This is a genomic window from Streptomyces sp. BK239, assembly GCF_004217285.1.
Lineage (GTDB): Bacteria > Actinomycetota > Actinomycetes > Streptomycetales > Streptomycetaceae > Streptomyces.
Genome location: NZ_SHKS01000003.1, coordinates 630,950 through 656,169 on the forward strand (window position 1 = coordinate 630,950; position 25,220 = coordinate 656,169).

Annotated in this window: 17 protein-coding genes, 2 tRNA genes and 3 pseudogenes; 14 read left to right on the plus strand and 8 right to left on the minus strand. The window is 71.5% G+C overall.

Annotated features, from left to right (window positions below):
* Positions 1–130: 130 nt before the first annotated feature.
* On the plus strand, positions 131–1,789 hold the full coding sequence (locus tag EV567_RS12855; protein WP_165430365.1) for a long-chain fatty acid--CoA ligase: 1,659 nt from the start codon (positions 131–133) through the stop codon (positions 1,787–1,789).
* A 191-nt stretch (positions 1,790–1,980) separates the two neighbouring features.
* On the opposite strand, the gene EV567_RS12860 is transcribed toward EV567_RS12855, so the two are convergent.
* Together EV567_RS12860 and EV567_RS12865 are read right to left on the minus strand one after the other, a co-directional pair.
* Positions 1,981–6,609 carry a PAS domain-containing protein gene (locus EV567_RS12860; protein WP_130439316.1) on the minus strand — a complete coding sequence of 1,543 codons (4,629 nt, stop codon included), beginning with the start codon at positions 6,607–6,609 and terminating at the stop codon, positions 1,981–1,983.
* Positions 6,610–6,825: 216 nt separating this feature from the next.
* Complete coding sequence (locus EV567_RS12865; protein WP_130439318.1) at positions 6,826–7,356, minus strand: SSI family serine proteinase inhibitor; 531 nt, start codon at positions 7,354–7,356, stop codon at positions 6,826–6,828.
* A 156-nt stretch (positions 7,357–7,512) separates the two neighbouring features.
* Here EV567_RS12865 and EV567_RS12870 point away from each other — a divergent pair.
* Both EV567_RS12870 and EV567_RS12875 read left to right on the plus strand, forming a co-directional pair.
* A tRNA-Ser gene (locus EV567_RS12870) sits at positions 7,513–7,603 on the plus strand.
* Between the two features lie 187 nt (positions 7,604–7,790).
* Positions 7,791–7,863 (plus strand) — tRNA-Arg (locus tag EV567_RS12875).
* Between the two features lie 94 nt (positions 7,864–7,957).
* Here the strand turns inward: EV567_RS12875 and EV567_RS12880 are convergent.
* Positions 7,958–8,737 (minus strand): annotated as a pseudogene (locus EV567_RS12880) (site-specific integrase); the annotation flags it as partial.
* A 1,041-nt stretch (positions 8,738–9,778) separates the two neighbouring features.
* Here EV567_RS12880 and EV567_RS12885 point away from each other — a divergent pair.
* Complete coding sequence (locus tag EV567_RS12885; RefSeq protein ID WP_130439320.1) at positions 9,779–10,243, plus strand: hypothetical protein; 465 nt, start codon at positions 9,779–9,781, stop codon at positions 10,241–10,243.
* 1,012 nt (positions 10,244–11,255) lie between these two features.
* On the opposite strand, the gene EV567_RS12890 is transcribed toward EV567_RS12885, so the two are convergent.
* A complete protein-coding gene (locus EV567_RS12890) occupies positions 11,256–11,492 on the minus strand; it encodes a hypothetical protein (RefSeq protein ID WP_130439322.1) in 237 nt (78 codons plus the stop codon).
* A 658-nt stretch (positions 11,493–12,150) separates the two neighbouring features.
* On the minus strand, positions 12,151–12,780 hold the full coding sequence (locus EV567_RS12900) for a hypothetical protein (RefSeq protein WP_242620780.1): 630 nt from the start codon (positions 12,778–12,780) through the stop codon (positions 12,151–12,153).
* Between the two features lie 161 nt (positions 12,781–12,941).
* Here EV567_RS12900 and EV567_RS12905 point away from each other — a divergent pair, with 161 nt between their 5' ends.
* Positions 12,942–13,673 carry a hypothetical protein gene (locus tag EV567_RS12905; RefSeq protein ID WP_130439324.1) on the plus strand — a complete coding sequence of 244 codons (732 nt, stop codon included), beginning with the start codon at positions 12,942–12,944 and terminating at the stop codon, positions 13,671–13,673.
* Between the two features lie 9 nt (positions 13,674–13,682).
* The gene (locus EV567_RS12910) at positions 13,683–14,078 is read left to right on the plus strand and encodes a hypothetical protein (protein WP_130439326.1); all 396 of its coding nucleotides are present in this window, start codon (positions 13,683–13,685) and stop codon (positions 14,076–14,078) included.
* An 89-nt stretch (positions 14,079–14,167) separates the two neighbouring features.
* Here the strand turns inward: EV567_RS12910 and EV567_RS12915 are convergent, their stop codons facing one another.
* On the minus strand, positions 14,168–14,662 hold the full coding sequence (locus EV567_RS12915; RefSeq protein ID WP_130439328.1) for a MarR family winged helix-turn-helix transcriptional regulator: 495 nt from the start codon (positions 14,660–14,662) through the stop codon (positions 14,168–14,170).
* A gap of 116 nt (positions 14,663–14,778) precedes the next feature.
* On the opposite strand from EV567_RS12915, the gene EV567_RS12920 reads away from it, so the two are divergent.
* From EV567_RS12920 to EV567_RS12955, 8 genes are all read left to right on the plus strand, one after another.
* Positions 14,779–15,204 (plus strand): HGxxPAAW family protein, encoded by a 426-nt coding sequence (locus EV567_RS12920; RefSeq protein ID WP_130439330.1) that lies wholly within the window; start codon positions 14,779–14,781, stop codon positions 15,202–15,204.
* Positions 15,125–15,997, plus strand: coding sequence for a DUF2797 domain-containing protein (locus tag EV567_RS12925; RefSeq protein WP_130439332.1), 873 nt, complete (start codon positions 15,125–15,127; stop codon positions 15,995–15,997). The genes EV567_RS12920 and EV567_RS12925 overlap by 80 nt, the downstream gene beginning before the upstream one ends.
* Before the next feature lie 208 nt (positions 15,998–16,205).
* Positions 16,206–16,946 carry a response regulator transcription factor gene (locus tag EV567_RS12930; RefSeq protein ID WP_165430366.1) on the plus strand — a complete coding sequence of 247 codons (741 nt, stop codon included), beginning with the start codon at positions 16,206–16,208 and terminating at the stop codon, positions 16,944–16,946.
* On the plus strand, positions 16,943–18,568 hold the full coding sequence (locus tag EV567_RS12935) for a HAMP domain-containing sensor histidine kinase (RefSeq protein WP_130439336.1): 1,626 nt from the start codon (positions 16,943–16,945) through the stop codon (positions 18,566–18,568). Before EV567_RS12930 ends, EV567_RS12935 begins: the two co-directional genes overlap by 4 nt.
* Before the next feature lie 14 nt (positions 18,569–18,582).
* Positions 18,583–20,073: a bifunctional glycosyltransferase family 2/GtrA family protein gene (locus tag EV567_RS12940; RefSeq protein ID WP_130439338.1), complete on the plus strand. Its 1,491-nt coding sequence runs from the start codon at positions 18,583–18,585 to the stop codon at positions 20,071–20,073.
* A complete protein-coding gene (locus tag EV567_RS12945; RefSeq protein WP_130439340.1) occupies positions 20,070–22,304 on the plus strand; it encodes a glycosyltransferase family 39 protein in 2,235 nt (744 codons plus the stop codon). The genes EV567_RS12940 and EV567_RS12945 overlap by 4 nt, the downstream gene beginning before the upstream one ends.
* Before the next feature lie 147 nt (positions 22,305–22,451).
* Complete coding sequence (locus tag EV567_RS12950) at positions 22,452–23,951, plus strand: MFS transporter (RefSeq protein ID WP_130439342.1); 1,500 nt, start codon at positions 22,452–22,454, stop codon at positions 23,949–23,951.
* Positions 23,952–24,044: 93 nt separating this feature from the next.
* Positions 24,045–24,806 (plus strand): TetR/AcrR family transcriptional regulator, encoded by a 762-nt coding sequence (locus tag EV567_RS12955; protein ID WP_130439344.1) that lies wholly within the window; start codon positions 24,045–24,047, stop codon positions 24,804–24,806.
* Between the two features lie 26 nt (positions 24,807–24,832).
* On the opposite strand, the pseudogene EV567_RS27950 reads toward EV567_RS12955, so the two are convergent.
* Both EV567_RS27950 and EV567_RS28125 read right to left on the minus strand, forming a co-directional pair.
* Positions 24,833–24,940: pseudogene (locus EV567_RS27950) on the minus strand (PPOX class F420-dependent oxidoreductase); the annotation flags it as partial.
* An 88-nt stretch (positions 24,941–25,028) separates the two neighbouring features.
* Positions 25,029–25,220, minus strand: a pseudogene (locus EV567_RS28125) (hypothetical protein); the annotation flags it as partial.

Genomic DNA, 25,220 nt, shown 5'->3' on the forward strand with positions numbered 1-25,220 from the left:
TCCGGGGGCCGATCCCTGACGAGTCCTGATCGATCATCGCTCCCCTAGTGACATACCGCGCGGTATGTGCGCAGAATCAGCGCAACCGTTACCACCGCGTAGGCAATGTCGCCGCACCTGGGAGGACGCCGTGCTGAGCACCATGCAGGATGTACCGCTGCTGATCTCGAGGATCCTGACTCACGGATCCACGATCCACGGCACATCGCAGGTGACCACCTGGACCGGCGAGGGCGAACCGCACCGCCGCTCCTTCGCCGAGATCGGCGCCCGGGCCGCCCAGCTCGCGCACGCCCTGCGCGACGACCTCGGGGTGACCGGCGACGAACGGGTGGCGACGCTCGCCTGGAACAACGCCGAGCACGTCGAGGCGTACTTCGCGATCCCCTCCATGGGCGCCGTCCTCCACACCCTGAACCTGCGTCTGCCCGCAGAACAGCTCACCTGGATCGTCAACCACGCCGCCGACAGGGTCGTGATCGCCAACGGCTCGCTGCTGCCGCTGCTGGCCCCGCTGCTCCCGCACCTCAAGACGGTCGAGCACGTGGTCGTCACCGGCCCCGGCGACCGCTCCCTCCTCGCCGGCGCGAGCGTCCGGGTACACGAGTACGAGGACCTGATCGCCGCCAAGCCCACCGCGTACGACTGGCCCGAGCTGGACGAACGCCAGGCCGCCGCCATGTGCTACACCTCCGGCACCACGGGCGACCCCAAGGGCGTGGTCTACAGCCACCGCTCCATCTACCTGCACTCCATGCAGGTCAACATGGCCCAGTCGATGGGCCTCACCGACCAGGACACCTCGCTCGTGGTCGTCCCGCAGTTCCACGTCAACGCCTGGGGCCTGCCGCACGCCACCTTCATGACCGGCGTCAACATGTTGATGCCGGACCGCTTCCTCCAGCCCGGCCCGCTCGCCGAGATGATCGAGAGCGAGAAGCCGACCCACGCGGCCGCCGTCCCCACCATCTGGCAGGGCCTGCTGGGCGAGCTCACCGCCAAGCCGCGCGACGTCTCCTCCCTCACCCAGGTCACCATCGGCGGCTCCGCCTGTCCGCCCTCCCTGATGACGGCCTTCGACGACCTGGGCATGCGGGTCTGCCACGCCTGGGGCATGACGGAGACCTCCCCGCTCGGCACCATCGCCCGCCCGCCGGCCGCCGCGGTCGGCACCGACGAGGAGTTCGCCTACCGCCTCACCCAGGGCCGCTTCCCGGCCGGCGTCGAGGCCCGCCTCACCGGCCCCGGCGGCGAACGCCTCGCCTGGGACGGCGAGTCCGCGGGCGAGCTGGAGGTGCGCGGCCCGTGGATCGCCGGCGCGTACTACAACGGCCCCGACGCCGAACCCCTGCGCCCCGCCGACAAGTTCAGCGAGGACGGCTGGCTCAAGACCGGCGACGTCGGCATCATCTCCCCCGAGGGCTTCCTCACCCTCACCGACCGCGCCAAGGACGTCATCAAGTCCGGCGGCGAGTGGATCTCGTCGGTGGACCTGGAGAACGCGCTGATGTCCCACCCGGACGTCGCCGAGGCCGCCGTGGTCGCGGTCCCCGACGCCAAGTGGGGCGAGCGCCCGCTGGCCACGGTCGTCCTCAGGGAGGGCGCCGCCGCCGACTTCGAGAGCCTGCGCGCCTTCCTCGCCGAAGAGGGCAAGATCGCCAAGTGGCAGCTCCCGGAGCGCTGGACGATCGTCGAGGCGGTCCCGAAGACGAGCGTGGGCAAGTTCGACAAGAAGAAGATCCGCGAAGCACACAGGTCGGGGCAGCTGGACGTGACCACTCTCAGCTGACCTGAACAGCAGTCAGGAGCCCCCGAACCGGTAGGTCGGGGGCTCCTGTCGTGCGCTTGCCCGAGCCGGGCCGGTGAGGCCGCACGCGTGGGTGTGCTGTGCCGGGCCGGGCACGCATCCGTCGCGCGCCGCAGGGCCGCGGTGGACCGACGGGACCGCCCCGCACTCCTCGGAGGGCGGGGCGGCGGGCGTCAGTTGGTGCCGATGCGGGCCAGCAGGTCGACGATCCGGTCCTGGACCTCGGTGCTGGTGGACCGTTCCGCGAGGAACAGCACCGTCTCGCCGGACGCCAGCCGCGGCAGGTCGGCCTGGTCGACGGCGGCGGTGTAGACGACCAGCGGGGTGCGGTTGAGCTGCTGGTTGGCCCGCAGCCAGTCGACGATCCCGGCCTGCCCGCGGTGCACCTGCATCAGGTCCATCACCACAAGATTCGGCCGCAGTTGCGAGGCCAGCGTGACCGCGTCCGCGTCGCTCGCCGCCCGGGCCACCTGCATACCGCGCCGCTCCAGCGTCGAGGTCAGCGCCAGCGCGATCTCCGCGTGCTCCTCGACGAGCAGCACCCGCGGCGGATGCTGCTCGCTGTCACGCGGGGCGAGCGCCTTCAGCAGAACGGCGGGATCGGCGCCGTACGCCGCCTCGCGCGTCGCCTGTCCGAGACCGGCCGTGACCAGCACCGGCACCTCGGCGGCCACCGCCGCCTGACGCAGCGACTGCAGCGCGGTGCGCGTGATGGGCCCGGTCAGCGGGTCGACGAACAGCGCGGCCGGGAAGGCGGCGATCTGCGCGTCGACCTCCTCGCGGGAGTGCACGATCACCGGACGGTACCCGCGGTCGCTGAGCGCCTGCTGGGTGCTGACGTCCGGGGCCGGCCAGACCAGCAGCCGACGCGGGTTGTCCAGGGGCTCCGGCGGCAGTTCGTCGTCCAGCGGCTGCGGACGCGGCGGGTCCGCCACCTCGACGGCCCCGCCCGGCCCGTCGAGCGGCTCGGGCCCCTCGGCGGCGTTCTCGTCCGGGGCGCCTATGGCGTACGACCGCCCGACCCCCTCGGTCCCGGGCGCGAGCCGCGTCTGCCCGGCCATCGACTGCCCGGGCAGCGGCTGGCCCGCGAGGGACGGCTGCGGCGCGGGCGGGGCCTGCGGAGCGGCCGCCGGCGCCTGAGGCACGGGGGCCTGCGCCACGGCGGGCTGCTCGTTCTGCGGGTGCGGACGTGCCGTCTGCTCCGGTCGCGCGGCCGGGTCGGGCGGCGTGCCCAGCTTGCGGCGGCGGCCGGAACCGCCCGGCGTGTTCGGCGCGGGCGTGCCCGAGGGCTGGAGCGGCTGCGGCGCCTGACGCGCCGCCGCCTGCTGGACCTGGGCGGCCTGACGGGTGAACGGCACGCCCTGGCCGAGCGTCCGCACGCTGATCGCGCGTCCCTGTGTGGAGTTGGGGTCCTCGGGCCGGGCGGCGGTCTCCGCCGGCAGCGGCTGCGCGACCCGCGGCTGGGCCACGGCGGCCTCCGGCGGCAACGGGGTGCCGGTGCTCGGAGTGGTCGTCGGCGCGGGCTCGTTCACAGGAGCGGGGGCCGCTGCCTGGGCGGGAGCCGCCTGGGCCGGGGCAGCCGGGAGCGGCTGCCCCGGGGCGGCGGCCTGTCCGGCTGCGGCGGCGGGCGCGGCGGCGGGCCGGCCGACGGTCGGCTGCCCAGGTGCGGCCGGTTGCGCGGGAGCCGGCCGGCCCGGATCGGCCTGACCTGCCGCGCCCTGCGCGGGTACGGCGACCCCCGGCTGCTGTCCGTTCGGATCCGGCTGGACCTGTGCGACGGGCTGCCCCGCGGTCGCCGCCGCCCCACCGTTCTCCTGCGGCTGAGCCTGCGCCTGCGCGGGGACGGCACCGGGCGGCACAGCGCCGGGCGCCTCGGCGGCCTCCGCCGCCGGCTGACCCACTGCACGCCTACGACGCCCCGTGGGCGCGCTCGTCGGATGCGGCTGGGGAGGCGTGTGGTCGTCGGCCTGGTCGAGCGGGGCGGCGTCATGGCGTGCCTGGTCGAGCAGGGCGTCCTCGGACGTGCCCTGTGCCGGAACCTGAGCCGGCGTCGGCTGCTGGACCGCCTGAGCGGGCGCCGGAACCTGCTGTCCCGCTACGGGAACCGGGATCGGCCCCGGCTGCCCGGGCGCGGGAATCCGCACCGACTGCCCCGGCACGGGCACCTGCTGCCCCGGCACGGGGGCCTGCTGCCCCGCCGCAGGAACCTGCTGGCCCGGCACCGGAACCTGCTGGCCCGCCGCAGGAACCGGAACCACAGGAACGGGAACCGGCATGGGCATCGGCATGGGCACCGGCTGCGCGTCGGGCCCCGGCACCTGTCCCACGGGCTGTGCGCCCGCGGCACCCTCGGCTCCGGCGGCGCCCTCGACCCCGGCGGTCGCCTCGTCCTCGGCCGGCCGGTCCGCCTCGGCCGGCGGCAGGGCGAACACCGTGCGGGGCGCGGCCTCCTGCGCGGCGGCGCGCTCGTTCGCGGCGGCCAGGGCGCGCCGACGGCGTCCGGTCGGCTGCGCGCCGCCCTCGCCGTCCGCCGCCTCGCCCGGCGCGGGCGCTCCCGCCACCGCCGGCAGGGCGGGCGGCAGCGCGTGCTGTTCGTCGCCGGCGCGCCGGGCCCGGCGTCCGGCGGGCGCGGGCACGCCCTGCGGCGGAACGGTGCCGCCGAGACCCGTGCCCGAGGCCGCGGTCCCCGCCGCGTGCTCGTCGGCGGTGACGACCGCGCCCTCCGAGACACCGGAACCCGCGCCCGGGGCGGCGCTCTCCGCGTCGCCGACCGCGGGCTCGGCGGGCCGTCCGCGGCGCCGCCCGGTGCCCCCGGAGGCGTCCGTCTGCTCCTCCGGCGTCTCTGCCTGCGGCTCCTCGGCGGCCGGCCCCCGCCGGCGCCGCCGTCCGGTCGGCGTGGCGGCCTCCGCCTCGCCGCCGTCCGCGGCCGCGTCGGGAAGGTCGCTCTCCAGGAAGGCGTCCACGGAGGACCGCCGGGCCCGCCGCCGTCCCGCGCCGGACCCCGGCGCGCCCGCGGCCATGCCGTCGGGGGCCACCGCCTCCAGCGCTCCCGCGCCCGCCGCCATCCCGTCGTGCCCTGCCTGCGCGGGCAGCGCGAGCGCGGAGCCCACGGGAGCGGCCGGGGCGGTGACGACCGCCCCGGCCCCGCCGCCCAACGGGACTTCGAGGACGTAGGCGTTGCCGCTCATGCCCGGCACTTCGTGGGTCTGGAGCACCCCGCCGTGCGCCCGCACGATCCCGCGCACGATCGGCTCGTGCACCGGGTCGCCGCCCGCGTACGGCCCGCGCACCTCGATCCGGACGACCTCGCCGCGCTGGGCGGCCGCCACGACGACCGTGTTGTCCATGTAACCGCCCGTCGAGACGGGCGCGTTGCCGGTCGCGTCGACACCGGCGACGTCGGCCACCAGGTGCGCGAGCGCGGTCGCGAGGAGCCGCGCGTCGACCTCGGCCTCGATGGGCGGCGCGTGCACGGCGAACTGCACCCGCCCCGGTCCGACGAGTTCGACGGCCCCGTCCACACCGGCGGCCACCACCGCGTCGAGCATCACCTTCGTACGGCTGATCCCCTCGCCGCCGGCGTCGAGCCGCTGGTAGCCGAGGACGTTGTCGATGAGGGTGGTGATGCGCGCGTACCCGGCCGACAGGTGGTGCAGCACCTGGTTGGCCTCGGGCCACAGCTGCCCGGCGTCGTCGGCGGCGAGCGCGGACAGCTCACGGCGCAGTTCGTCCAGCGGCCCGCGCAGCGAACGGCCGAGCAGGGTGAGGAGTTGCTCGTGCCGGGCGGCGAGGGCCTCGTAGCGGTCCTTCTCCCGCTCGCCCAGCGCGGCGTAGCGCTCCTCGCCGGCGGCGAGCTCCTCCTCGTGCTTGTCGCGCAGCTCCTCCAGCTCGGCGACGTGCTGCTGGCGCAGCGCGGTGAGATCGGAGGCGTGCTCCTCGGAGAGCTTCTCCAGCGCCTCCTCGTGCCGCTTCTCGACGGCGGCCTTCTCCTCGGCGAGCGAGTCGAACGGCCGGCGGTCGGTGAAGGTCATGACGGCCCCGACGAGCTGGTCGCCGTCGCGCACCGGCGCGGTCGTCAGGTCGACGGAGACCTTGTCCCCGCTCTTGGACCACAGCACCTGGCCGCGCACCCGGTGCTTGCGCCCGGAGCGCAGGGTGTCGGCGAGCGGCGACTCGTCGTACGGGAACGGCGTGCCGTCGGTGCGCGAGTGCAGGACGAGGGCGTGCAGCTCCTTGCCGCCGAGGTCGCTCGCCCGGTAGCCGAGGATCTGCGCGGCGGCGGGGTTGACGAGCACGATCCGCCCGTCGGTGTCCGTGCCGACGACGCCCTCGGCGGCGGCCCGGAGGATCATCTCGGTCTGCCGCTGCGAGCGCGCGAGTTCGGCCTCGGTGTCGACGGTGCCCGACAGGTCGCGTACGACGAGCATCAGCAGCTCGTCGCCGGCGTAGCCCTGGTTGTCGTAGGCCTGCTGGGCGTTCTCCAGGTTGGCGCTGGTGACCTCGACGGGGAACTCGGTGCCGTCGGTGCGCCGGGCGACCATCCGGGTCGGCTTGGTGCGTCCCCGCGGATCCATGTGGTCGGGGCGTCGCATGGAGCCCGGGATGAGCTTGGAGTCGAACTGCGGAAGCAGATCGAGCAGCCCCCGTCCGACGAGGGCGGTCCCGGGCGCCTCGAAGGCCTCCAGCGCGATGGTGTTCGCGTTGACGACGGTCCCGTTCGCGTTGACCAGCACCAACGCGTCGGGAAGGGCGTCCAGTATGGCTGCGAGGCGAGCAGCGCCTCGGGATGGCCTGCTGCTCACGAGTCGCTTCCTCCCTGTTACCGCACCTTGCCGACCGCTCGGGCCATCTTGCCAACCGTCCCGCAGCGTGTCACGCGAGGGAGTCTAAGGGCTCGGGTCGGGCTGCCGGTGCCGGATGCGAGGGAGCTCGCACGACGAAGTGACGGAGAACGTGTGACCGCCCCCGACGACTCCGCGTGACCTCCCCGCGACGTCCACACCCCGCCCCGCCCTCCGTCACGGAACCCGACCGCCCGCCCCGCCGGCCGTCGCGGGCGTCTGCCCGCCCACTGCGGGCAGCAGCGGTACGAAGCGGTCCCACCGCTCGATGCGGCAGCCGTCGGCGCGGTCGAACACCGCGTCGACCGGACGGCCGGCCCAGCGGCCGGTGACATGGGCGGTGGCGGGGCCGCCGTACCGCATGGTGCACACGCTGTCGTCCGGGACGGGGGCGAAGGTGTCCGTCCCCCACCGGGCGTTCCGCTCCAGCGCCCGGCACGCCTCCGAGGGGTCCGGGTGAGTGCCGCCCGCGGGGTGGCAGTACAGCTCGAACGTCCCGTCCGCTCCCTCGCCCGCGTCGCGCACGGTGACGGTGAGGTGATCACCGACGACCCGGTCGTCGTCAGGCGGAGGCGGCGGCACGAGGGGCCCGGCGGAGGCGGCGAAGGCGGCGGACGACGTGACGGACACGGCGAGGACGAGGGCGGTGACGGCGAGGCGCCGGAGCGGCGCGCACTGTGACACGGCTCGTGAGGTGACCTGCGACATGACCTGACCAACGCGACCGGCGCGCGGACGTTGCGCCGCCCAATGGCTTTGCCCTGCGACCCGCCTGCCTAGTACCGTGGAGGCCGATTGGTGACACGACGCTCGACTGTGTCATCATCTGCACGCACCACTCGCACAAGAGCGAGCGGCTGTGCTGGAGGCGTCGCCTAGTCCGGTCTATGGCGCCGCACTGCTAATGCGGTTTGGGCTTTACGGCCCATCGAGGGTTCAAATCCCTCCGCCTCCGCTCGTCCTGAAGCCCCGGTCCCCGCGACCGGGGCTTCGTCGTTACCCCGCCATCCAGGCGTTTCCGCAGGTCACAAGGGGTGTGCGAATCGGATTTCACATGGCGGCGGCAGTCATGTAATGTTCTTCCTGTCGCCGCGAGCGGGCCGAAAGGACCGAGAGCGAAGACAAAAACTGAAAACACACAAGCACTCGTAGCTTAACGGATAGAGCATCTGACTACGGATCAGAAGGTTGCAGGTTCGAATCCTGCCGAGTGCACACAGGTCAAAGCCCCCTCGGGATCATCCCGGAGGGGGCTTTGTCGTGCCGTACAGCAGCGAAGTACAGCAACGGTTGATGTCAGGTCTTGATGTCAGCCCGCTTCGCTGCCGCCCATCGCTGCCGACAGCCTGCCGAGTGCGGCACGCACCTCTTCCTCGCTCGCTTCCGCGTAGACCTCCATCGTCATCGCGATCTGCGAGTGCCGGAGGATCCGCTGAGCCACCTTCGGGTGGACCTTGAGGGCGACGAGCAGCGAGCTGCACGTGTGCCGGGTGTTCCGGCAGCGGGATCACACGGAGGCCGGCGCGGCGGAACCGCAGGGCGAACATGCGTGTCAGGTTCCCCGGCTCGACGGGCGTCCCGTACTTCGTGGTGAAGACCAGGCCGCGGGTGTCCTGCCAGAGTTCCCCGCCCGCCTTCCGGTCCCCGGTCTGCTGGGCGTGGCGCATGCGCAGCGCCTTGAGGCAGAACGCGGGCAGGGGAAGGAAGTCGTCCGACTCCTCGGTCTTCGTCTCCGGTGGAGGATCTGACGGCCCGCCCGCTGGATCTGGTGATCCACGTACAACTCCCCCGTCTCGAAGTCGATCGACTTCCAGGTGAGCCCGAGGACTTCACCTCGGCGGACTCCGAGGCAGAGCACCAGGACCCAGGCACCGAAGAGCGGATCTTCGCGGGTGAGCGTGAGCGCGTCGGCGAGGAAGCGCCCCGCCTCGACGACGGACCACGGTTTGATCCGCTTCCGGCGAGGCTTGGGGACCTTGACCAGGGAGGCCACGTTCTTGCTGATCTCCTCCTCGGTCACGGCGTGAGTGAGCGCGGCGCGCAGGGCGTCACGGGCGGCCTGGACGACCCGCCGGGACGGGAACGCCTGTCTTCGCCAGCGGCGGCCCCGCCCGGCGGCGCGCTGCGTGCAAGCGGGCAAGGGCTAGACGTCATCCGCGGGCACAAGATGATGCCTCCGGCGGGGGATCGGCCGGCATCGGGATGGAGGGGGCGCCGGCGCCGACTGCGGGCACGTAGGGGCGTGCACGGGGAGCTCCCATCCCGTCCACCGTCGACCCAGGCAGAGCCGAGCAGACGCGGCCCAGGGGCGTCAAGGTCGTTCGTGCAGTGGCGCGCTCCACCTTGACGCCCTGAACCACGCCCGCTCCACGGTGTGTGGGTCGACGGCGGACGGGATGGGAGCTGGGGACAGTGGTGGGCTGGGGTAAGGAGTCGGCCACGCCCTCCAGCCTTTGGAGCAGGGGTGCCTTGACCGATCGAGATTGGTACGACGACAGCGACTACGAGGGCGCCGTCGAGCGGTCCGAGCGGGTGCCTTGCTGATCTGACACCAATGCCTGACACAGCCACGGACGGTGGCGATCGGCGTCGGATGTCAGCGGTCGAGGAGTCCGGGCGCAGAACGGATTCGCCAAGGTTCCTGGCTACCCATGATCGACCTGACAAGGATGAGGTCAATCCGTCTCTCATGGCCCTAGGTGAGCCGCCTCCATCAACCGATGGGCGACGGCTCACCAGCTCTGAGCTGATCATCATTGTCTCCGTCGGTAGGCCAGGATGATCCCGACTACAGCCAGAACCGCAGCCGTGATGACAAACCACGTGGGCATCAACTCAAGCCCCTTGTATGCAATAGGGACGGTCATAGGCTTCGAACCTCCTTGAGGGCGGGCAATCTTCGAATGCCCGCCCTCAAGATCGAAATGTGCAGCCTCGTAAGCGCATCGCTGCGAAGCGGCATCAAGTTGCGGTACAGCAGCGAAGTACACCAACCACCACGACTGCACCGGTCGTCACCGGCTCCCAGAAGCTCGCTGACCAGCTCGGCAGACCTCAACGACCGTCCCGCCCGTAGTTCGCATCGAGGGGTAGCACCAGCGCCTAAGCCCGTTCCTCTAGGCTGATCTGCATGGACATGCGCAGGATCGTCGCAGTGCTGGTCGAGGAAGCGGAGCAGCAGATCCAGGACCAGGTGTGGAAACTGGAGCCGAGCGACCGTGCACTCGCCCTTGATACCGAAGCCGGCCTGCGCGACGTTGTCGGTCCGCCGAACGTCCAGGAGGACTTGCCGCAGATCAAGCGGCTCGAACACCTGCGGGAAACTCTCGCCGTCCTGGCTATCTCCCTCGCGCGTACTCACGGCCGTCTGGCCTGGTTTCTCTCCGGCGCTCTCAACGCGCTTGAACCGGTCCTGCGCTGGCGCGCCATGCCGGCCGACCGTGGCGGCAGCTTTGGCACTGTCCTCCCCAGCTCTGAGGAATACACGGAGGCGGAGGATGCCGTCCGCCGACTCCAGGACGCGCTTGCCGGGATCGCCGCCGAGACGGTGGACCTCGGCAGCGTTCGCCCAAATCAGGAGGCAAACGGAGTCTGAGGCGGCGAGAGTGCAGAGCCCGACACCCGTCCAAGCCCGAGAGAACGGCCGCGCTTGTCAAGGCTGCGTGCGACGACTGACACCAGCGGCTGACACCAACAAGCACGAACAGCAGCGCTCGGCGGCGGACCTCAGTGGACGATCCGCCGAGGCGCAGGCCGGGTTGACCGACGTCAAGAATCCCCTGTGATCGACTTGATAAAGATGAGGCCAGTCCACAAAGCCTTTGGCGCCGGTCACATCATCGGCTGGCACCCGTCGCATTCAGATGCGGGCGTACGGCCGTCGCGAACTCCTCGCGCGCCCGCTGCACTGTTGATAATTCTGTGTTCCAGTCGAACTGAGGAAGACCGGAAGTCCTCACCCATCCTTCAGCACACATGGTCAGGTCCAGGCATGCTCTTTCCACTCTGTGCGCGGCGCCGGCGACCTCATCCGGACCGTACAGCTCGATCACGGCGAGGGTGGCTCGCATCTGCCTGAGAGTTTCATTGATGGCATTTCTAATTGCCGCTTCCGTCCGCCAAGAGCAGACTCTGCGCCAGAAGCCTCGTCCACCCAGCGGCTCTCTTAAACTGTGCAGATTAAATGCCTGGTCTTTCACCTCCAAAGTCAGGGCCAGGAATTCAAAGCACGCTGAGCTTCTGCCACCGCGTACCCACTGCATGTGCGCGGATTCCGTCTGGTGCCTAGCTGCTGCGCGAGAGGCGTCGGCCTGCGCTCGGGCACTGCGGGCCTGCGCGAGCGCTCCAGCAAACGCGAATCCCCCACCGATCAAGGCTCCTGCTAACGCTGCTACGGCCTCGTTCATGTGGGACAATGTTGCCGCATCCAGTGCCACAAAGAGCACTTTCGGCAAGAGTCATCCCGACGCCGGCATCTTCGGTAAGAAACTACATGGCCGTCCATGAGCCATCAGCATGCACCAGGTCGCAGCCAGTCACTCCTGCCAGCCATTTCACGGCGGAGGCCCTCCCGGACGTGTCGAGCCGGAAGGGCCTCTCATCGGTGGTCAGAGACCCCGATCTCGGTTCCAGCGGCTCACGTGCACCCCATAGAAGACATTGCCGAAACCGGCAGTGAACATGAGCAGCCAGAAGTGGACCCACAGCGACTGACGCCGACGCCTCAGACCTGCCCCGCCAATAACCGATGCAGAAGATGCCACGGCAGAACTGCTGTTGTTGATGATGATCGTCGGAGGCTGCCCGTACGGCTGGGCAGGCTGCTGACCCGGCGGTGTCGCCATGCTGCGTTCGACTCCTTGGTGAGCTGAGTATGCAAGAGCGAGACGCACCATAGAGGCGCCCCAATGGTCACCGAGGTCGAACGGGCTGCATGTCACCCGGTCGGGGCATGTCTCCGACCGTCTCAGTCTCCGTCTCATTCAGCGCCGTTCACGGCCGTTCAGATGGGACCGGAGACGGTAGCCACCCAGACGACTGGCCGCCCATGAACGCAGGTGAAAGCCCTGTTCGCAGACTTCGGGAGCACCAACACAGTTGGAAAGCGTGCGCAGCAACGGCACTGTCAGAGCCTGGGCTTACGGTCCAGAACATGGCAATCAGACCATCAGCACGTTGGCGTGCGCGCGTGGACGAAAAGGCAACGGAGCTCGCGGTGGGGACACGGTCCCAGAGTGATGCCTTTCTGGCAGAGCTCTTCCCTCAGTCGCTGCTGGCGGCGACGGATGAGGCGCTGCGTACGTTCGAGTCGGACGTAGAGGCGCTCCGGGACCAGGACGACGAGCAGGTCTTCGAAGCGATCAAGCGTGTCGTTCTGGTGCTGAACGAGATCAACGAGGACCACGACGGCGCCGGCTACGAGACCGAAGAGCGTGAAGAGCTATGCCTCTACATCGATCAAGCCTTGGCGGAGCATGGCATCCGGGCTCGGCGGCTTGGTCGTCACTCCGTGCCGGGTGGGAAACCGTGGATGCCGTGGGGCATCGGTGGCGGCTCGGGGAGGTCAAGAGGGCAGATTCCCCAGTGCCGGGCGATGGCCATGACGTGCTGTTCGTGCGGCATGGCGGCATGCCAGTCGTCCCAGTCGGAGTCGGTCCAGTGCTCCCTGCCGTCCTCCAGTCCTCCGAGCCCGACGCCGAGTTGGCGCTCGATCCCGGTGGGCTCACCGATGTGCAGGGGCACGTCGCCGCGTGAGCCGTCGTAGCAGTAGGCCCGGACGACCCGGCCGGCCTCCACCCTCGCCCAGGCGTGGAGTTCGCCGATGCGGTCGGTGTGGAAGTACTGAAGGTCGCCCAGGCGCAGGCCGAGTGACCCGAGCCAGGACAGAAGGGCGGGACCGTCGGCGTCGAGTCCGTCGGCGAGGTGGATCCGGCCGTGGGCCATGGTCCAGCCGTCCACCGGGGAAGCCACGAACACGCCCCGCCGGTAGGCCGCCTCCGTGCCCGCCTCCCAGTCCATGGCCACTCGCCCGATCAGCCCCAGCGCGTCGGCGACTTCGCCGCTGCCCACGGCCAGCCAGGCCGTCTTGTAGCCGAAGCCCACGCCGATCTCCTCCCACGCTCCTGCCCGCATCCTGCTGTACCGCTCCGACAGGGGAAGCCGAAAGCCGCCCGTCGCCAGCTCTGATCTTCCTCAAGATCCTTTACGGGGCTTCTCCGGCGTCATACGTTCATTTCGACCACCGAGGCACACACCGCCTCATACAAGTGAACATGAAACACGGGGACTTGAGCATGACCACCAGTACGAGGCCGCGCAGCACGTTCCACCGCACCAGCGCGATGATCGTCGCCGCGGTGACCGCCGGCGCCCTCTTCGCCACCGCCACCGGCGCCCATGCCGCGGAGTCGGCGCCGCAGGCCGCTGTCAGCGCCGCTGTGGCCGTCGACGACTCGGGCCTCACGCCCGCGGAGAAGGAGCAGGGCGCGGCGCTTTCGGAGAGCGTGGCCGCACTCGGCGTGACTGAGGAGCAGTTCGCCGCCGCGCTGGACATAGCGCTGACCCGTCCCGCCCCGGACGCGGACGCCTTCCGCACCCGTCTGGCCGCGCTGCCGGCGAAGCCGAACGCCCAGCAGTTGGTGCAGGCCGCCTACCCCGGCGACGCCGAGGCCCAGGCCGCGCTGCTGCCCGTCTTCGCCAACGCGGAGGTGCGCGACACCGTCCTCGCCCAGCTCACCGGCGGCAGCAAGGGGAGCCACCCGGGCGCCGCCTTCGGGTGGTGGGACAAGACCAAGTTCGTCGTCAAGTGCGGTGCGGCCATCGCGGCCGTCCTGATCAGCTTCGCGCCGGCCGGTTCCAGCATCAAGGTCGTCCGGGCCGTGGCGCTGTTCAAGAGGTACGGCGCCAAGAAGACCGCGAACATCATCTGGCGCTTCGTGAACGGCAAGCGTGTCGGTTCCGCGGAGCGTGAGGCAGTGAAGGCGTTCATCGGGATCTCGGCCATCTCCCAGGCCTGCCACAAGTGAGGTGACGGCATGACGATCGAGCACGTGGCGGTGACCGCCCTCGGGGTCGAGGTGGTGATCATGGTGCTGGCCCGGCTCGGCACCGAGCGGCGTCACTGGAACCACCACAAGCGGCGCGGTCCCGTGCCGGTGAAGAGGGACGACATCACGCTCGTCTCGGCGGCGCTGTACGCGCTCGCCGCGGTCGCCATGGCCGTCGGCGCCCTGATGGCCCGGGTGGAGTTGTCCCTGTCCGCGGTCGGGACGTTCGCGCTGTTCGGCGTCCTGCTCCCGGCGTTCGCCGCCAACTCCGTCCTGGTGATGGCGACACGCGGACGCCCCGAGACCGTCACGTGGTGGCAGCGCGGGATCGCCTGCGCGATCGCCGCGGGCGGCGGGCTCGTGTCCGTCGGCCTCGTCGGCTGACATCCGTCTCGGCGCGTCGAAGCCCCCTCCGGGTCCTTCCGGAGGGGGCTTCGACGTGCGCGGGCGCGGTGGCCCGCCGGCTTCCCGGGTCAGGAGGACTCGTCGGCCTGGTCGCGCAGTTCCTCGCGGTAGGCGTTGGCCAGGCTCGTCGTGCGGGTGAAGAAGTCGGTGAGGACGGCGATCTCCTCGGGGGCGTAGTCGGCGAAGAGGGCGTTCAGGCGGGCGTAGTACGGCTCGTAGAGGGCCTGGACGCGTGCCGCCGCATCGGGTCGCGGGGCCACACGGACTCGGCGGCGGTCCCGGGGGTCCGGGCGGCGGGTGACGTAGCCGGCGCGTTCGAGGCGGTTGAGGATGCCGGTGACCGCGCCGGTCGTGACATGGACCCGGGTCGCGAGGTCGCCCGCGGTGAGGAGGTCCTCGCCGGCCTGGAAGACGTATCCGAGGCAGGTGAGGTCGCTCACGTTCAGGCCCAGGCGCTGGGCCATCTCCTGCTGGCCGACCAGGTGGGCCGCGATGAGGTCGTCCATCGCGGCCAGCGCCTGTACTGGGGTCGCGGCGGGGCGAGGGGGCTGGGCGGCTGTCATCGCGGGGGTTCGCTTCCTCTCCGGTTCCGGTGGTGCTGGCTCCTTGTTATCCGCTTTCGGTTTCTCTTACCTTGTAAGAGGTTAAGTACTGCAACTTCTTAGAGCGTGAGGGTTCTATGTCTCTGTACGACGAAGGGCACACGATCGCCGGTTGGACCGGGGTCGCCATCACGGCCGTCGGCGGCTCGGTGGCGGGCGTCGGGGTGTGCGCCTCCTCCGGCGCGCTGCTCTCGGTCGGGCTGATGATCGTCGCCCTGGCCGCGCTGGTCACCTGGGTGTTGCACCTGACGGGGTGGGGCAAGCCGCCGGGGGTGCGGCCGCGGGAGGAGTGGGGGATGCGGGTGCGCGACCCGCACGCCCGGGGCGGCCACCCGGAGTGCCTGGGGTGCCGCCTCGCCGGGCGTGGGCGTGCGCGCGCAAGGGCGGGGGCTTTGTCGGTGGCAGGGCCTACGGTGGTGAGCGATGGCACAGGCATGGAAGTGCGCGGGGCTGCGGTGGTCGGAGCGGGGACCCGAGCTGATGTGGGACGGGGGGCGTCGTAGTCCGCTGTCCTGGGGGAAGCGGGTGGCCTTCGGGGTCCTGGAGGGGGGTGTGCGGGAGTGTGCGGGGGCGCGAGGGCATCCGTGTCCGGTGCGGGCGCAGGTGCCGGGGCGGAGCACGGGGGGCCGGTGCGAGGAGTGCGCGCGGCTGGACCGGGCGCACTCGGTGGCCGCCGACGGGATCGCCGACGATCCCCGGCCGTACCGGGTGTATCTCGCGTGGTTCGGGCCCGGCATGGTCAAGGTCGGGATCACGGCGGTCGAGCGGGGTTCGGCCCGGCTGCTGGAACAGGGTGCGGTCTGCTTCAGCTGGCTCGGGGCCGGCCCGCTGATGGCCGCCCGGCGCACGGAGGAGCTGCTGCGGGCCGCCCTGCGCGTCCCGGACCGGATCCCGTACGCCGAGAAGCGTGCCGTACGCGCCGAGTTGCCGTTGAGTCCGGAGGAAAGGGCGTCGGAGATCAGCGAGTTGCACGCACAGGCCCTCGAACTGGCGGCCTGGCCCGAGTCGTTGCGGCGGGAGCCCTTTCTCCCCGTGGACCATGTCCGCGCGTTCGGGCTCGACGGCACGCCGGCACCGCTGGGCCAGGTGAGCGAACTGGTCCCCGGCGGCATGCTGAACGGCGAACTCCTGGCGGCCGCGGGCCCCGATCTCCATCTGGGGACGCCGGCCGGAGCGGTCGTGCTCGACACCCGGCTGATGCGGGGGTGGCAGCTCGTCCCGGTGGAAGGAAGCCCCGAACTCGCGCTGCCGGTGAAGGAGTTCACCAGGTCGATTCCCCAAGACGGCTTGTTCTGAGGGAGTGACAGCCCGCGCAAAGGGCCTTCATAGGGGAGGCCATGACTTCCGGCGCCCGCCCAGGGGCAGGACCAGGGGGAGGAAGAGGGACACAGGCACGGATTCCGCCCCGCGCCGGCGGCTCGGCTGAGAGCCGGCTGTGCGTTTCTCAGGGAAATCACAGACAGCCGAAAGCGTGCTCTCAGAGCCCCTCGACATCGTGTGCCGTATGACCACGACCTCGCCCCAGGGGCGCACCGAACTGCTGAGGCCGGACGGGAGCCCCGTCCGAGTGCTTGTGGTGGACGACGAGTTGTCGATCACCGAGCTGCTGTCCATGGCCCTGCGCTACGAGGGCTGGCAGATCCGCAGTGCCGGCGACGGCACCGGCGCCGTCCAGGCCGCCCGGGAGTTCCGGCCGGACGCGGTCGTCCTCGACATGATGCTGCCCGACATGGACGGTCTGACCGTGCTGGGCCGGCTGCGGCGTGAGCTGCCGGACGTCCCGGTGCTGTTCCTGACCGCCAAGGACGCGGTCGAGGACCGGATCGCGGGCCTCACCGCAGGCGGCGACGACTACGTCACCAAGCCGTTCTCCCTCGAAGAGGTCGTGGCGCGGCTGCGCGGGCTCATCCGGCGTTCCGGCGCCGCCGACCGCCGCTCCGACTCCGTGCTCGTCGTCGGGGACCTCACCCTCGACGAGGACAGCCACGAGGTCTCCCGCGCCGGCGCGGACATCCACCTCACCGCCACCGAGTTCGAGCTGCTGCGCTTCCTGATGCGCAACCCGCGTCGTGTGCTCAGCAAGGCGCAGATCCTGGACCGCGTGTGGTCGTACGACTTCGGCGGGCAGGCCAACGTGGTCGAGCTGTACATCTCCTACCTGCGGCGCAAGATAGACGCGGGACGCGAGCCGATGATCCACACCCGGCGTGGCGCGGGATACCTGATCAAGCCCGCCGCGTCATGAGCGGGCGGCGGCGACCGCGCGGGCAGAGGACGGCGAAGAGACGGACCGGGCAGCCGCGCACCCTGCGGACGCGCCTCGTCGTCGTCTCCGTCACCCTGATCGCCGTGGTCTGCGCGGTCATCGGCACCGTCACCACGATCGTGCTGCGGGACCATCTGTACGGCCAGCTCAACGGGCGGCTCGCCGAGGCCGCGGCACGGGTGGCGCCGCGCGGTTTCGGTGGGCTGCCCGGCCGGCTCACGAACACCGCCGGCACGCCCACGCAGCAGGGCAGGCCGAAGGTGACCGACCTCTCCGACTTCGTCACCAAGGGACCGCAGCTCCCCGGGACGGTCGCCGCCAAGGTCGTCGACGGCTCCGTCACCGAGGCCAAGCGGGGTGTGGCGTCGGCCCTCACGATGACCGCCGCGAATCTCGAAGCGTCCCAGGTCAAGGCGCTCAGCTCCGTCTCCCGGGACGGGAAGCCGCACACCGTGGAACTCCCCGGCCTCGGCTCGTACCGCGTCAAGTACGCGTGGAACGACGACTCCGGGTACTACGTCGGCATCCCCACCAAGGACGTCGACAACACCATCAACACCCTGATCCTCGTGGAGATCAGCCTCACCGCCGCCGGACTCATCGCGGCCGGCCTCGCGGGCACCGTCATGGTCGGCGTGGCCACCCGCCCCCTCCGCAAGGTCGCCGCCACCGCCACCCGCGTCTCCGAACTGCCCCTGCACACCGGCGAGGTCAACCTCAGCGAGCGGGTCCCGGAGTCAGAGACCGATCCGCACACCGAGGTCGGGCAGGTCGGCGCGGCGCTCAACCGGATGCTGAACCACGTCCACGGCGCGCTGCACGCGCGTCAGGAGAGCGAGACGCGGGTGAGGCAGTTCGTCGCCGACGCCAGCCACGAACTGCGCACCCCGCTGGCCTCCATCCGGGGCTACGCCGAACTCACCCGCCGCGGACGCGAGGAGGTCGGCCCCGACACCCGGCACGCGCTGGGCCGCATCGAGTCCGAGGCCGGACGCATGACCCTCCTCGTCGAGGACCTCCTCCTGCTGGCCCGCCTCGACGCGGGCCGCCCGCTGCAGTTCGATCAGACCGACCTCGTCCCCCTCGTCGTCGACACCGTCAGCGACGCCCGCGCAGCGGGCCGCGAGCACATCTGGCGGCTCGACCTGCCCGACGAGCCGGCCATGGTGTCGGCGGACTCCGCCCGGCTCCAGCAGGTGCTGGTCAACCTCCTCGCCAACGCCCGCACGCACACCCCGCCCGGCACGACCGTCACCGCACGGGTGCGTCGGCGCGGTCCCTGGCTGTGCGTGGACGTCCAGGACGACGGCCAGGGCATCCCGCCGGACCTGCTCCCGCACGTCTTCGAACGGTTCGCCCGCGGGGACTCCTCGCGCTCGCGCGCCTCCGGCTCGACCGGTCTGGGCCTCGCCATCGTGCAGGCCGTGGCGGCCGCGCACGACGGCGCCGTGACCGTCGACAGCGTGCCCGGCCGGACCGTCTTCACCCTGCACCTGCCCGCCCTCGGACCCACCCTGCCCCAGCCCGCGCCCGAAACCAACTGGCAACTGGACTCACAGGACCAGCACAGGGCCGGCACACGGGTGCGACAGGGCGCCTGACGAAAGTCGTCCTCATGCGAACCGACTCTTCTCCCGGCACCCTGCCGGCGCGGGAGCACCTCCCGGCCGCCACCGCCGGTACGCCTGTCCTGGACGTAGTGATCCCCGTCTACAACGAGGAGAGGGACCTCCAGCCGTGCGTCCGGAGACTGCACGACCACCTGACGCGGACGTTCCCCTACTCCTTCCGCATCACGATCGCGGACAACGCGTCCACGGACGCCACACCCGACGTGGCGCGACTGCTGGAGACGCGGATCCCCGAGGTGAGGTCCTTCCGGCTGGCTCAGAAGGGCCGCGGCCGTGCGCTGCGGACCGTCTGGTCCGCCTCGGACGCCCCGATCCTCGCGTACATGGACGTCGACCTGTCCACCGACCTCAACGCCCTGCTGCCGCTGGTGGCGCCGCTCATCTCCGGCCACTCCGACCTGGCGATCGGCTCCCGGCTCTCCCGCAGCTCACGCGTGGTGCGGGGCGCGAAGCGGGAGTTCATCTCCCGCAGCTACAACCTGATCCTGCGCGGCTCGCTCCAGGCCCGTTTCTCCGACGCCCAGTGCGGCTTCAAGGCGATCCGCCGTGACGTCGCCCGGATCCTGCTCCCCCTGGTGGAAGACACCGGCTGGTTCTTCGACACTGAGATGCTGGTGCTCGCCGAGCGGGCCGGACTGCGTATCCACGAGGTGCCGGTCGACTGGGTCGACGACCCGGACTCCACGGTGCACATCGTCAAGACGGCGACCGACGACCTGAAGGGGGTATGGCGCGTAGGGAAGGCCCTGGCCACCGGTTCGCTCCCCCTGGACCGGCTGACCAGGCCGTTCGGCGACGACCCCCGCGACCGCGACATCATGGACGTACCCAAGGGCCTGGCCCGCCAGCTCGTCGGCTTCTGCGTCGTCGGCGGCCTCTCCACACTGTTCTACCTGCTGCTCTACAGCGGCTTCCGGCTGTTCGCCGGCTCCCAGACCGCGAACGCGCTCGCCCTGCTGGTGTCGGCGATCGCCAACACGGCCGCCAACCGCCGGCTCACCTTCGGGGTGCGCGGCCAGGGCGGCGCCGTCCGCCACCAGGCGCAGGGGCTGGTCGTCTTCGGCATCGGCCTCGCGCTGACCAGCGGTTCGCTCCTCGCCCTGAACGCGGCGACCTCCGACCCCGCGCACTCCACCGAACTGGCGGTGCTGGTCGCCGCCAACCTCGCGGCGACGGTCCTGCGCTTCCTGCTCTTCCGCGCGTGGGTGTTCGCCGACCGGCGGGGGGACGACGCCCAGCCGACGCCGGCCGCGGGCCCCGTCCGGCACGACGACCCGTACGACGAGCGGGACTCGTACGACCCGCGGGACTCGTACGACCCGCGGGGCTCGCACGGCCCGCGGGGCTCGTACGACCCCGCCACCCGGTTCCGCGCCGGCGAAGCCGCGGACGGCACCTGGGGGGACGCCACCGACGCCACCATGCGGCTGCAGCCGGTGCGCCCCCACGACACCGACCCGGGGGACGCCCGATGACCACGCACCTCGACCCGACGACGACCGCGACGACCGCCTGGAGTCCGCCGGGGACGCCCGCGGGGCAGAACGCCGCGGACGCCGGACGCGAACCGCTCGTCCCGGCCCCCGAGTCGGGTGAGCCGAAGCAGCCCTTCGTGCGCAGACTGTGGCGCGGCCGCCCCGAGGACCCCCGCTGGGCCCGCCCCGCCTTCCTCGGCCTGCTGGCCGCCACCCTCGTCCTCTACCTCTACGGCCTCAGCGCCTCCGGTTACGCCAACTCGTTCTACTCCGCTGCCATACAGGCCGGCAGCCAGTCCTGGAAGGCCTTCTTCTTCGGCTCCCTGGACGCGGCGAACGCCATCACCGTCGACAAGCCGCCGGCCTCCCTGTGGCCGATGGCGCTGTCCGTGAGGATCTTCGGCCTGAGCTCCTGGGCGATCCTGGCCCCCGAGGTCCTCATGGGCGTCGGCACGGTCGCCGTGGTGTACGCGGCGGTGCGCCGCCGGTTCAGCGCCGCGGCCGGCCTGATCGCGGGCGCCGTGCTCGCGCTCACCCCCGTGGCCGCGCTGATGTTCCGGTTCAACAACCCGGACGCGATGCTCGCCCTGCTGATGGCCGTGGCCTGCTACTTCGTGATCCGCGCCCTGGAGGACGGCCGGACGAAGTGGCTGCTGTGGGCCGGAGCCGCGATCGGCTTCGCGTTCCTCGCCAAGACCCTCCAGGCCTTCCTGATCCTGCCGCCGCTGGCGGTCGTGTACGCGGTCTGCGCGCCGGTGAGTGCGAGGAAGCGGTTCGGACAGCTGGCCGCCGCGACGGGCGCGCTGGTCCTCTCCGGCGGCTGGTGGGTCGCGATCGTCGAGCTGTGGCCCGCCTCCTCCCGCCCGTACATCGGCGGCTCGCAGAACAACTCGTTCCTGGAGCTGACCTTCGGCTACAACGGTCTCGGCCGCCTCAACGGCGAGGAGACCGGCAGCGTCGGCGGCGGTGGCGGCGGCAACGGCGGCGGCAACTGGGGTGAGACCGGCTGGGACCGGCTGTTCGGCTCCGGCATCGGCGGCCAGATCTCCTGGCTGATCCCGGCCGCGCTGATCCTGCTCGTCGCGGGCCTGGTGGCCACGGGCAGGGCCCGGCGGACGTCCGTCACCCGCGGTTCGTTCCTGGTGTGGGGCGGCGCGCTGCTGATCACCATGGTGGTCTTCAGCTACATGCAGGGGATCTTCCACGAGTACTACACCGTCGCCCTCGCCCCCTACATCGCGCCGTTGATCGGCATGGGCGCGGTCACGCTGTGGGAGCTGCGGGGCAGGGCGTGGGCGTCGCTGACCCTGGCGGGCGCGACGACGGCCACCGCGGTGTGGGGGTACGTCCTCCTCAACCGCTCCTCCGACTACCTGCCCTGGCTGAAGTGGCTCGTGCTGGTGGGCGGCCTGACCGCGGCGCTCGGCCTGATCTTCGTCAGCAGGCTGGGGCGCGGGCTGGCCCTGGGCGTCGCCGGCCTCGGCGTCGTCGCGGCGCTGGCGGGTCCGACGGCGTACACGCTGACCACGGTGAACGAGGGCCACACCGGCTCGATCGTCACCGCCGGCCCGGCGGTCGCGGGCGGTCGCGGCGGCCCGGGCGGCGGGGGCTTCCCCGGCGGCGGGCGCGGGACGGGCGGGTTCCCCGGCGGAGGCCAGAACGGCCAGAACCAGCAGAACGGCCGGCAAGGTCAGCAGGGTCAGCAGAACGGCCAGCAGGGTCAGCAGAACGGCAACGGCTTCCCCGGCGGCGGCTTCGGCGGCTTCGGTGGCGGAATGCCGGGCCAGCAGAACGGCCGGCAGAACCAGCAGAACGGCACCGGCGGCCGCATGGGCGGCGGTGGCGGCATGGGCGGTCTGATCAACGGCGCCAGCGTCTCCGACGAGGCGAAGAAGCTGCTGGAGACCGACTCGGGCGACCACACCTGGGTCGCGGCGGCCATCGGCGCCCAGAACGCCGCGAGTTACCAGCTCGCCACCGGCGACCCGGTGATGGCGATCGGCGGCTTCAACGGAACCGACCCGTCCCCGACGCCGGCCCAGTTCAAGCAGTACGTGACCGACGGAAAGATCCACTACTTCATCTCCGGCGGCTCGGGCGGCGGCATGCGCGGCAGCGGCAGCGACAACGGCTCGTCCGCCCAGATCACCGCATGGGTGCAGGCCAACTTCAAGCAGGTCACGGTGGGTTCGGCCACCTTCTACGACCTGACGCAGAAGGCGAGCGGCTGACCCCGCGGGAAACGCGCACGGCACGGCGAAGGGCGGTGGCCTCAGGTCACCGCCCTTCGCCGTACCCGAAGACACCCTCTTGCTTGGAACCCCCGTGCCCGAATACCGCGTTGTACACCGTACGAGAGTCGTTCTACGGTGTACAGCATGACGACGTCCCCCCAGGAAACCGCCCCGCCCGAGACCACGCCGGCCGGTCACCCCCAGCGCTGGCTGATCCTCTGCGTCATCTGCCTCGCGCAGCTCACCGTGCTGCTCGACAACACGATCCTCAACGTGGCGATCCCCTCGCTCACCCGGGAGATGGACGCGACCACCGCCGACGTGCAGTGGATGATGAACGCCTACTCCCTGGTCCAGTCCGGCCTGCTGCTCACGGCGGGCAACGCCGCCGACCGCTACGGCCGCAAGCTGATGCTGATGTCGGGCCTCGCCGTCTTCGGCCTGGGCTCGCTGGCGGCCGGGCTGTCGCAGAGCCCGGCCCAGCTGATCGCGGCCCGCGCGGGCATGGGCGTCGGCGGCGCGCTGCTGATGACGACGACCCTGGCCGTCGTCGTGCAGATCTTCGACGACCAGGAGCGAGTGAAGGCCATCGCGCTGTGGTCGACGGTCAGTTCGCTCGGTTTCGCGGCCGGGCCGCTGATCGGCGGGGTGATGCTGAACCACTTCTGGTGGGGGGCGATCTTCCTGATCAACATCCCGGTCGCCCTGCTCGGCCTGGTCGCGGTCGCCGCGCTGGTACCGGAGTCCAGGCACCAGGCCGGCGACCGGCCCGACCTGGTCGGCGCGGTGCTGTCGACCGTCGGGATGACGGCCGTCGTGTACGCCATCATCACCGGCCCCGAGCACGGCTGGGCCTCGGCGCGGGTGCTGGTCCCGGCGGCGGCCGGGACGGTCGTACTGGGCCTCTTCGTGCTGTGGGAGCTGCGCACCGAGCACCCGATGCTGGACATGCACTTCTTCCGCGACCAGAGGTTCGTCGGCGCGGTCGCGGGCGCGATCCTGGTGGCGTTCGGCATGACGGGCTCGCTGTTCCTGCTCACCCAGCACCTGCAGTTCGTGCTCGGCTACGAGCCGCTGGACGCCGGGCTGCGGACCGCGCCGCTGGCGCTGACGGTCGTCGTCCTCAACTTCACCGGCGTCGGGGCGAAACTGGTGCTGAGGGCCGGCACGCCGGCGGCCATCGCGCTCGGGATGACGCTGGTGTCGGCCGGGCTGGCGGCGATCGCGCTGCTCGGCGGGCACGGGTACGGCGGGACGCTGTTCGGGCTGGTCGTCATGGGCGCGGGTGTGGCGCTGTCGATGCCGGCGATGGCCAACGCCATCATGAGCGCGATCCCGCCGGAGAAGGCGGGCGTCGGGGCGGGGATCAACGGAACGCTCGCCGAGTTCGGCAACGGGCTCGGCGTCGCGGTCCTGGGCGCCGTGCTCAACTCCCGCTTCGCGTCCCTGGTGGCGGTGTCCGCGGCGTCGCTGCCGGCGGCGCTGGCCGCGGCGGACGGGGCGGGGGAGCGGGAGCGGATCGCCGACGCGTTCGCCTCCGGGCTGGAGACCAGCCAGTTGGTGGGGGCGGTCGCCGTCCTCCTGGGCGGTCTGGTCGCGGCGGCGCTGCTGCGCCGGGCGGAGCGTGCGGCTCCGCCGGAGTGACAGGCGCGGGACCAGGGGATACGGGGCGGAGGTGCCGCTCGCGGCACGCCCTAGCATTCTCCCCAGGAACAGCGACGTCGGAAGGTTGCGCCCATGGCGAAGGCCGATGCCGGGAAGGCGGCGCGGACCAGTGTCTGGCTGGAGGGCAAGGCGCACCGGCGTCGCGGCGGCGGGCAGCCCTCCGGACTGGACCGGGACCGCATCATCGAGGCCACCGTGCGGCTGCTGGACGCCAAGGGACTGGACAAGTTCTCCATGCGGCGGCTGGCGTCCGAGCTGAACGTGACGGCGATGTCGGTGTACTGGTACGTCGACACCAAGGACGACCTGCTCGAACTCGCCCTGGACGCGGCCTTCGGCGAGATGGAGCTGCCCGACCCGGACGCCGCGGACGAGGACTGGCGCGGGCAGCTGCGCACGCTCGCCACCAGATACCGCACGCTGCTGGTCCGCCACCCCTGGCTGTCCCCGCTGGCCGGGCGGTACCTGAACATCGGGCCGAACTCGCTGGCGTTCTCCCGGACGGTCCAGCAGGTCGTCCGCGGCACCGGACTCGCCGCCCACCGCATCACCGGCGCGATCTCCGCCGTCTTCCAGTTCGTGTACGGCTACGGCACGATCGAGAGCCACTTCCTCGGCCGGGCGGCGGACACCGGCATGAGCGCGGACGAGTACTTCCACAACGCCATGGCATCGGTGACCCGGGCGCCGGAGACGGCCGAGATGGTGGAACAGTCGAAGGACATCATGGCGGCCCGGGGCGGCGACACGGTCGCGGAGATGCTGGACCGCGACTTCACGTTCGCCCTGGACCTGTTGGTCGCGGGCATCGAGGCGATGGTTGACCGAGACTGACGCCGCGGCCGATGGGCCCGCCCCCGCTACTGCTTGGGCGCCAGTCGTGCCGGGAAGCCTCCGGTGGCGACCGGTCCCCACTTCCGCGGGGTGACCCGGATGATCGACTTGCCCTGCTGGACCATCGCCGCCCGGGCCCCTTCCTTTTGCGCCCCTCGCACTGCTTCGCAGGCTTCGCCGCGCTGCGCCGGACTCCGTCCGTCGGGGAGGGCCGGGCGTGGGCTACTGCTGGGGCGCCAGTCGTGCCGGGAAGCCTCCGGTGGCGACCGGTCCCCACTTCCGCGGGGTGACCCGGATGATCGACTTGCCCTGCTCGACCATCGCCGCCCGGGCCCCTTCCTTTTGCGCCCCTCGCACTGCTTCGCAGGCTTCGCCGCGCTGCGCCGGACTCCGTCCGTCGGGGAGGGCCGGGTG

What these genes read in the sequence shown, in the direction of transcription:
- EV567_RS12865 (WP_130439318.1), bottom strand. Translation starts at nt 7,356, where the DNA reads ATGTCGCAGGTCACCTCACGAGCCGTGTCACAGTGCGCGCCGCTCCGG.
- EV567_RS12885 (WP_130439320.1), top strand. Translation starts at nt 9,779, where the DNA reads ATGGACATGCGCAGGATCGTCGCAGTGCTGGTCGAGGAAGCGGAGCAG.
- EV567_RS12890 (WP_130439322.1), bottom strand. Translation starts at nt 11,492, where the DNA reads ATGGCGACACCGCCGGGTCAGCAGCCTGCCCAGCCGTACGGGCAGCCT.
- EV567_RS12900 (WP_242620780.1), bottom strand. Translation starts at nt 12,780, where the DNA reads ATGCGGGCAGGAGCGTGGGAGGAGATCGGCGTGGGCTTCGGCTACAAG.
- EV567_RS12905 (WP_130439324.1), top strand. Translation starts at nt 12,942, where the DNA reads ATGACCACCAGTACGAGGCCGCGCAGCACGTTCCACCGCACCAGCGCG.
- EV567_RS12910 (WP_130439326.1), top strand. Translation starts at nt 13,683, where the DNA reads ATGACGATCGAGCACGTGGCGGTGACCGCCCTCGGGGTCGAGGTGGTG.
- EV567_RS12915 (WP_130439328.1), bottom strand. Translation starts at nt 14,662, where the DNA reads ATGACAGCCGCCCAGCCCCCTCGCCCCGCCGCGACCCCAGTACAGGCG.
- EV567_RS12920 (WP_130439330.1), top strand. Translation starts at nt 14,779, where the DNA reads ATGTCTCTGTACGACGAAGGGCACACGATCGCCGGTTGGACCGGGGTC.
- EV567_RS12925 (WP_130439332.1), top strand. Translation starts at nt 15,125, where the DNA reads ATGGCACAGGCATGGAAGTGCGCGGGGCTGCGGTGGTCGGAGCGGGGA.
- EV567_RS12930 (WP_165430366.1), top strand. Translation starts at nt 16,206, where the DNA reads ATGACCACGACCTCGCCCCAGGGGCGCACCGAACTGCTGAGGCCGGAC.
- EV567_RS12935 (WP_130439336.1), top strand. Translation starts at nt 16,943, where the DNA reads ATGAGCGGGCGGCGGCGACCGCGCGGGCAGAGGACGGCGAAGAGACGG.
- EV567_RS12940 (WP_130439338.1), top strand. Translation starts at nt 18,583, where the DNA reads ATGCGAACCGACTCTTCTCCCGGCACCCTGCCGGCGCGGGAGCACCTC.
- EV567_RS12945 (WP_130439340.1), top strand. Translation starts at nt 20,070, where the DNA reads ATGACCACGCACCTCGACCCGACGACGACCGCGACGACCGCCTGGAGT.
- EV567_RS12950 (WP_130439342.1), top strand. Translation starts at nt 22,452, where the DNA reads ATGACGACGTCCCCCCAGGAAACCGCCCCGCCCGAGACCACGCCGGCC.
- EV567_RS12955 (WP_130439344.1), top strand. Translation starts at nt 24,045, where the DNA reads ATGGCGAAGGCCGATGCCGGGAAGGCGGCGCGGACCAGTGTCTGGCTG.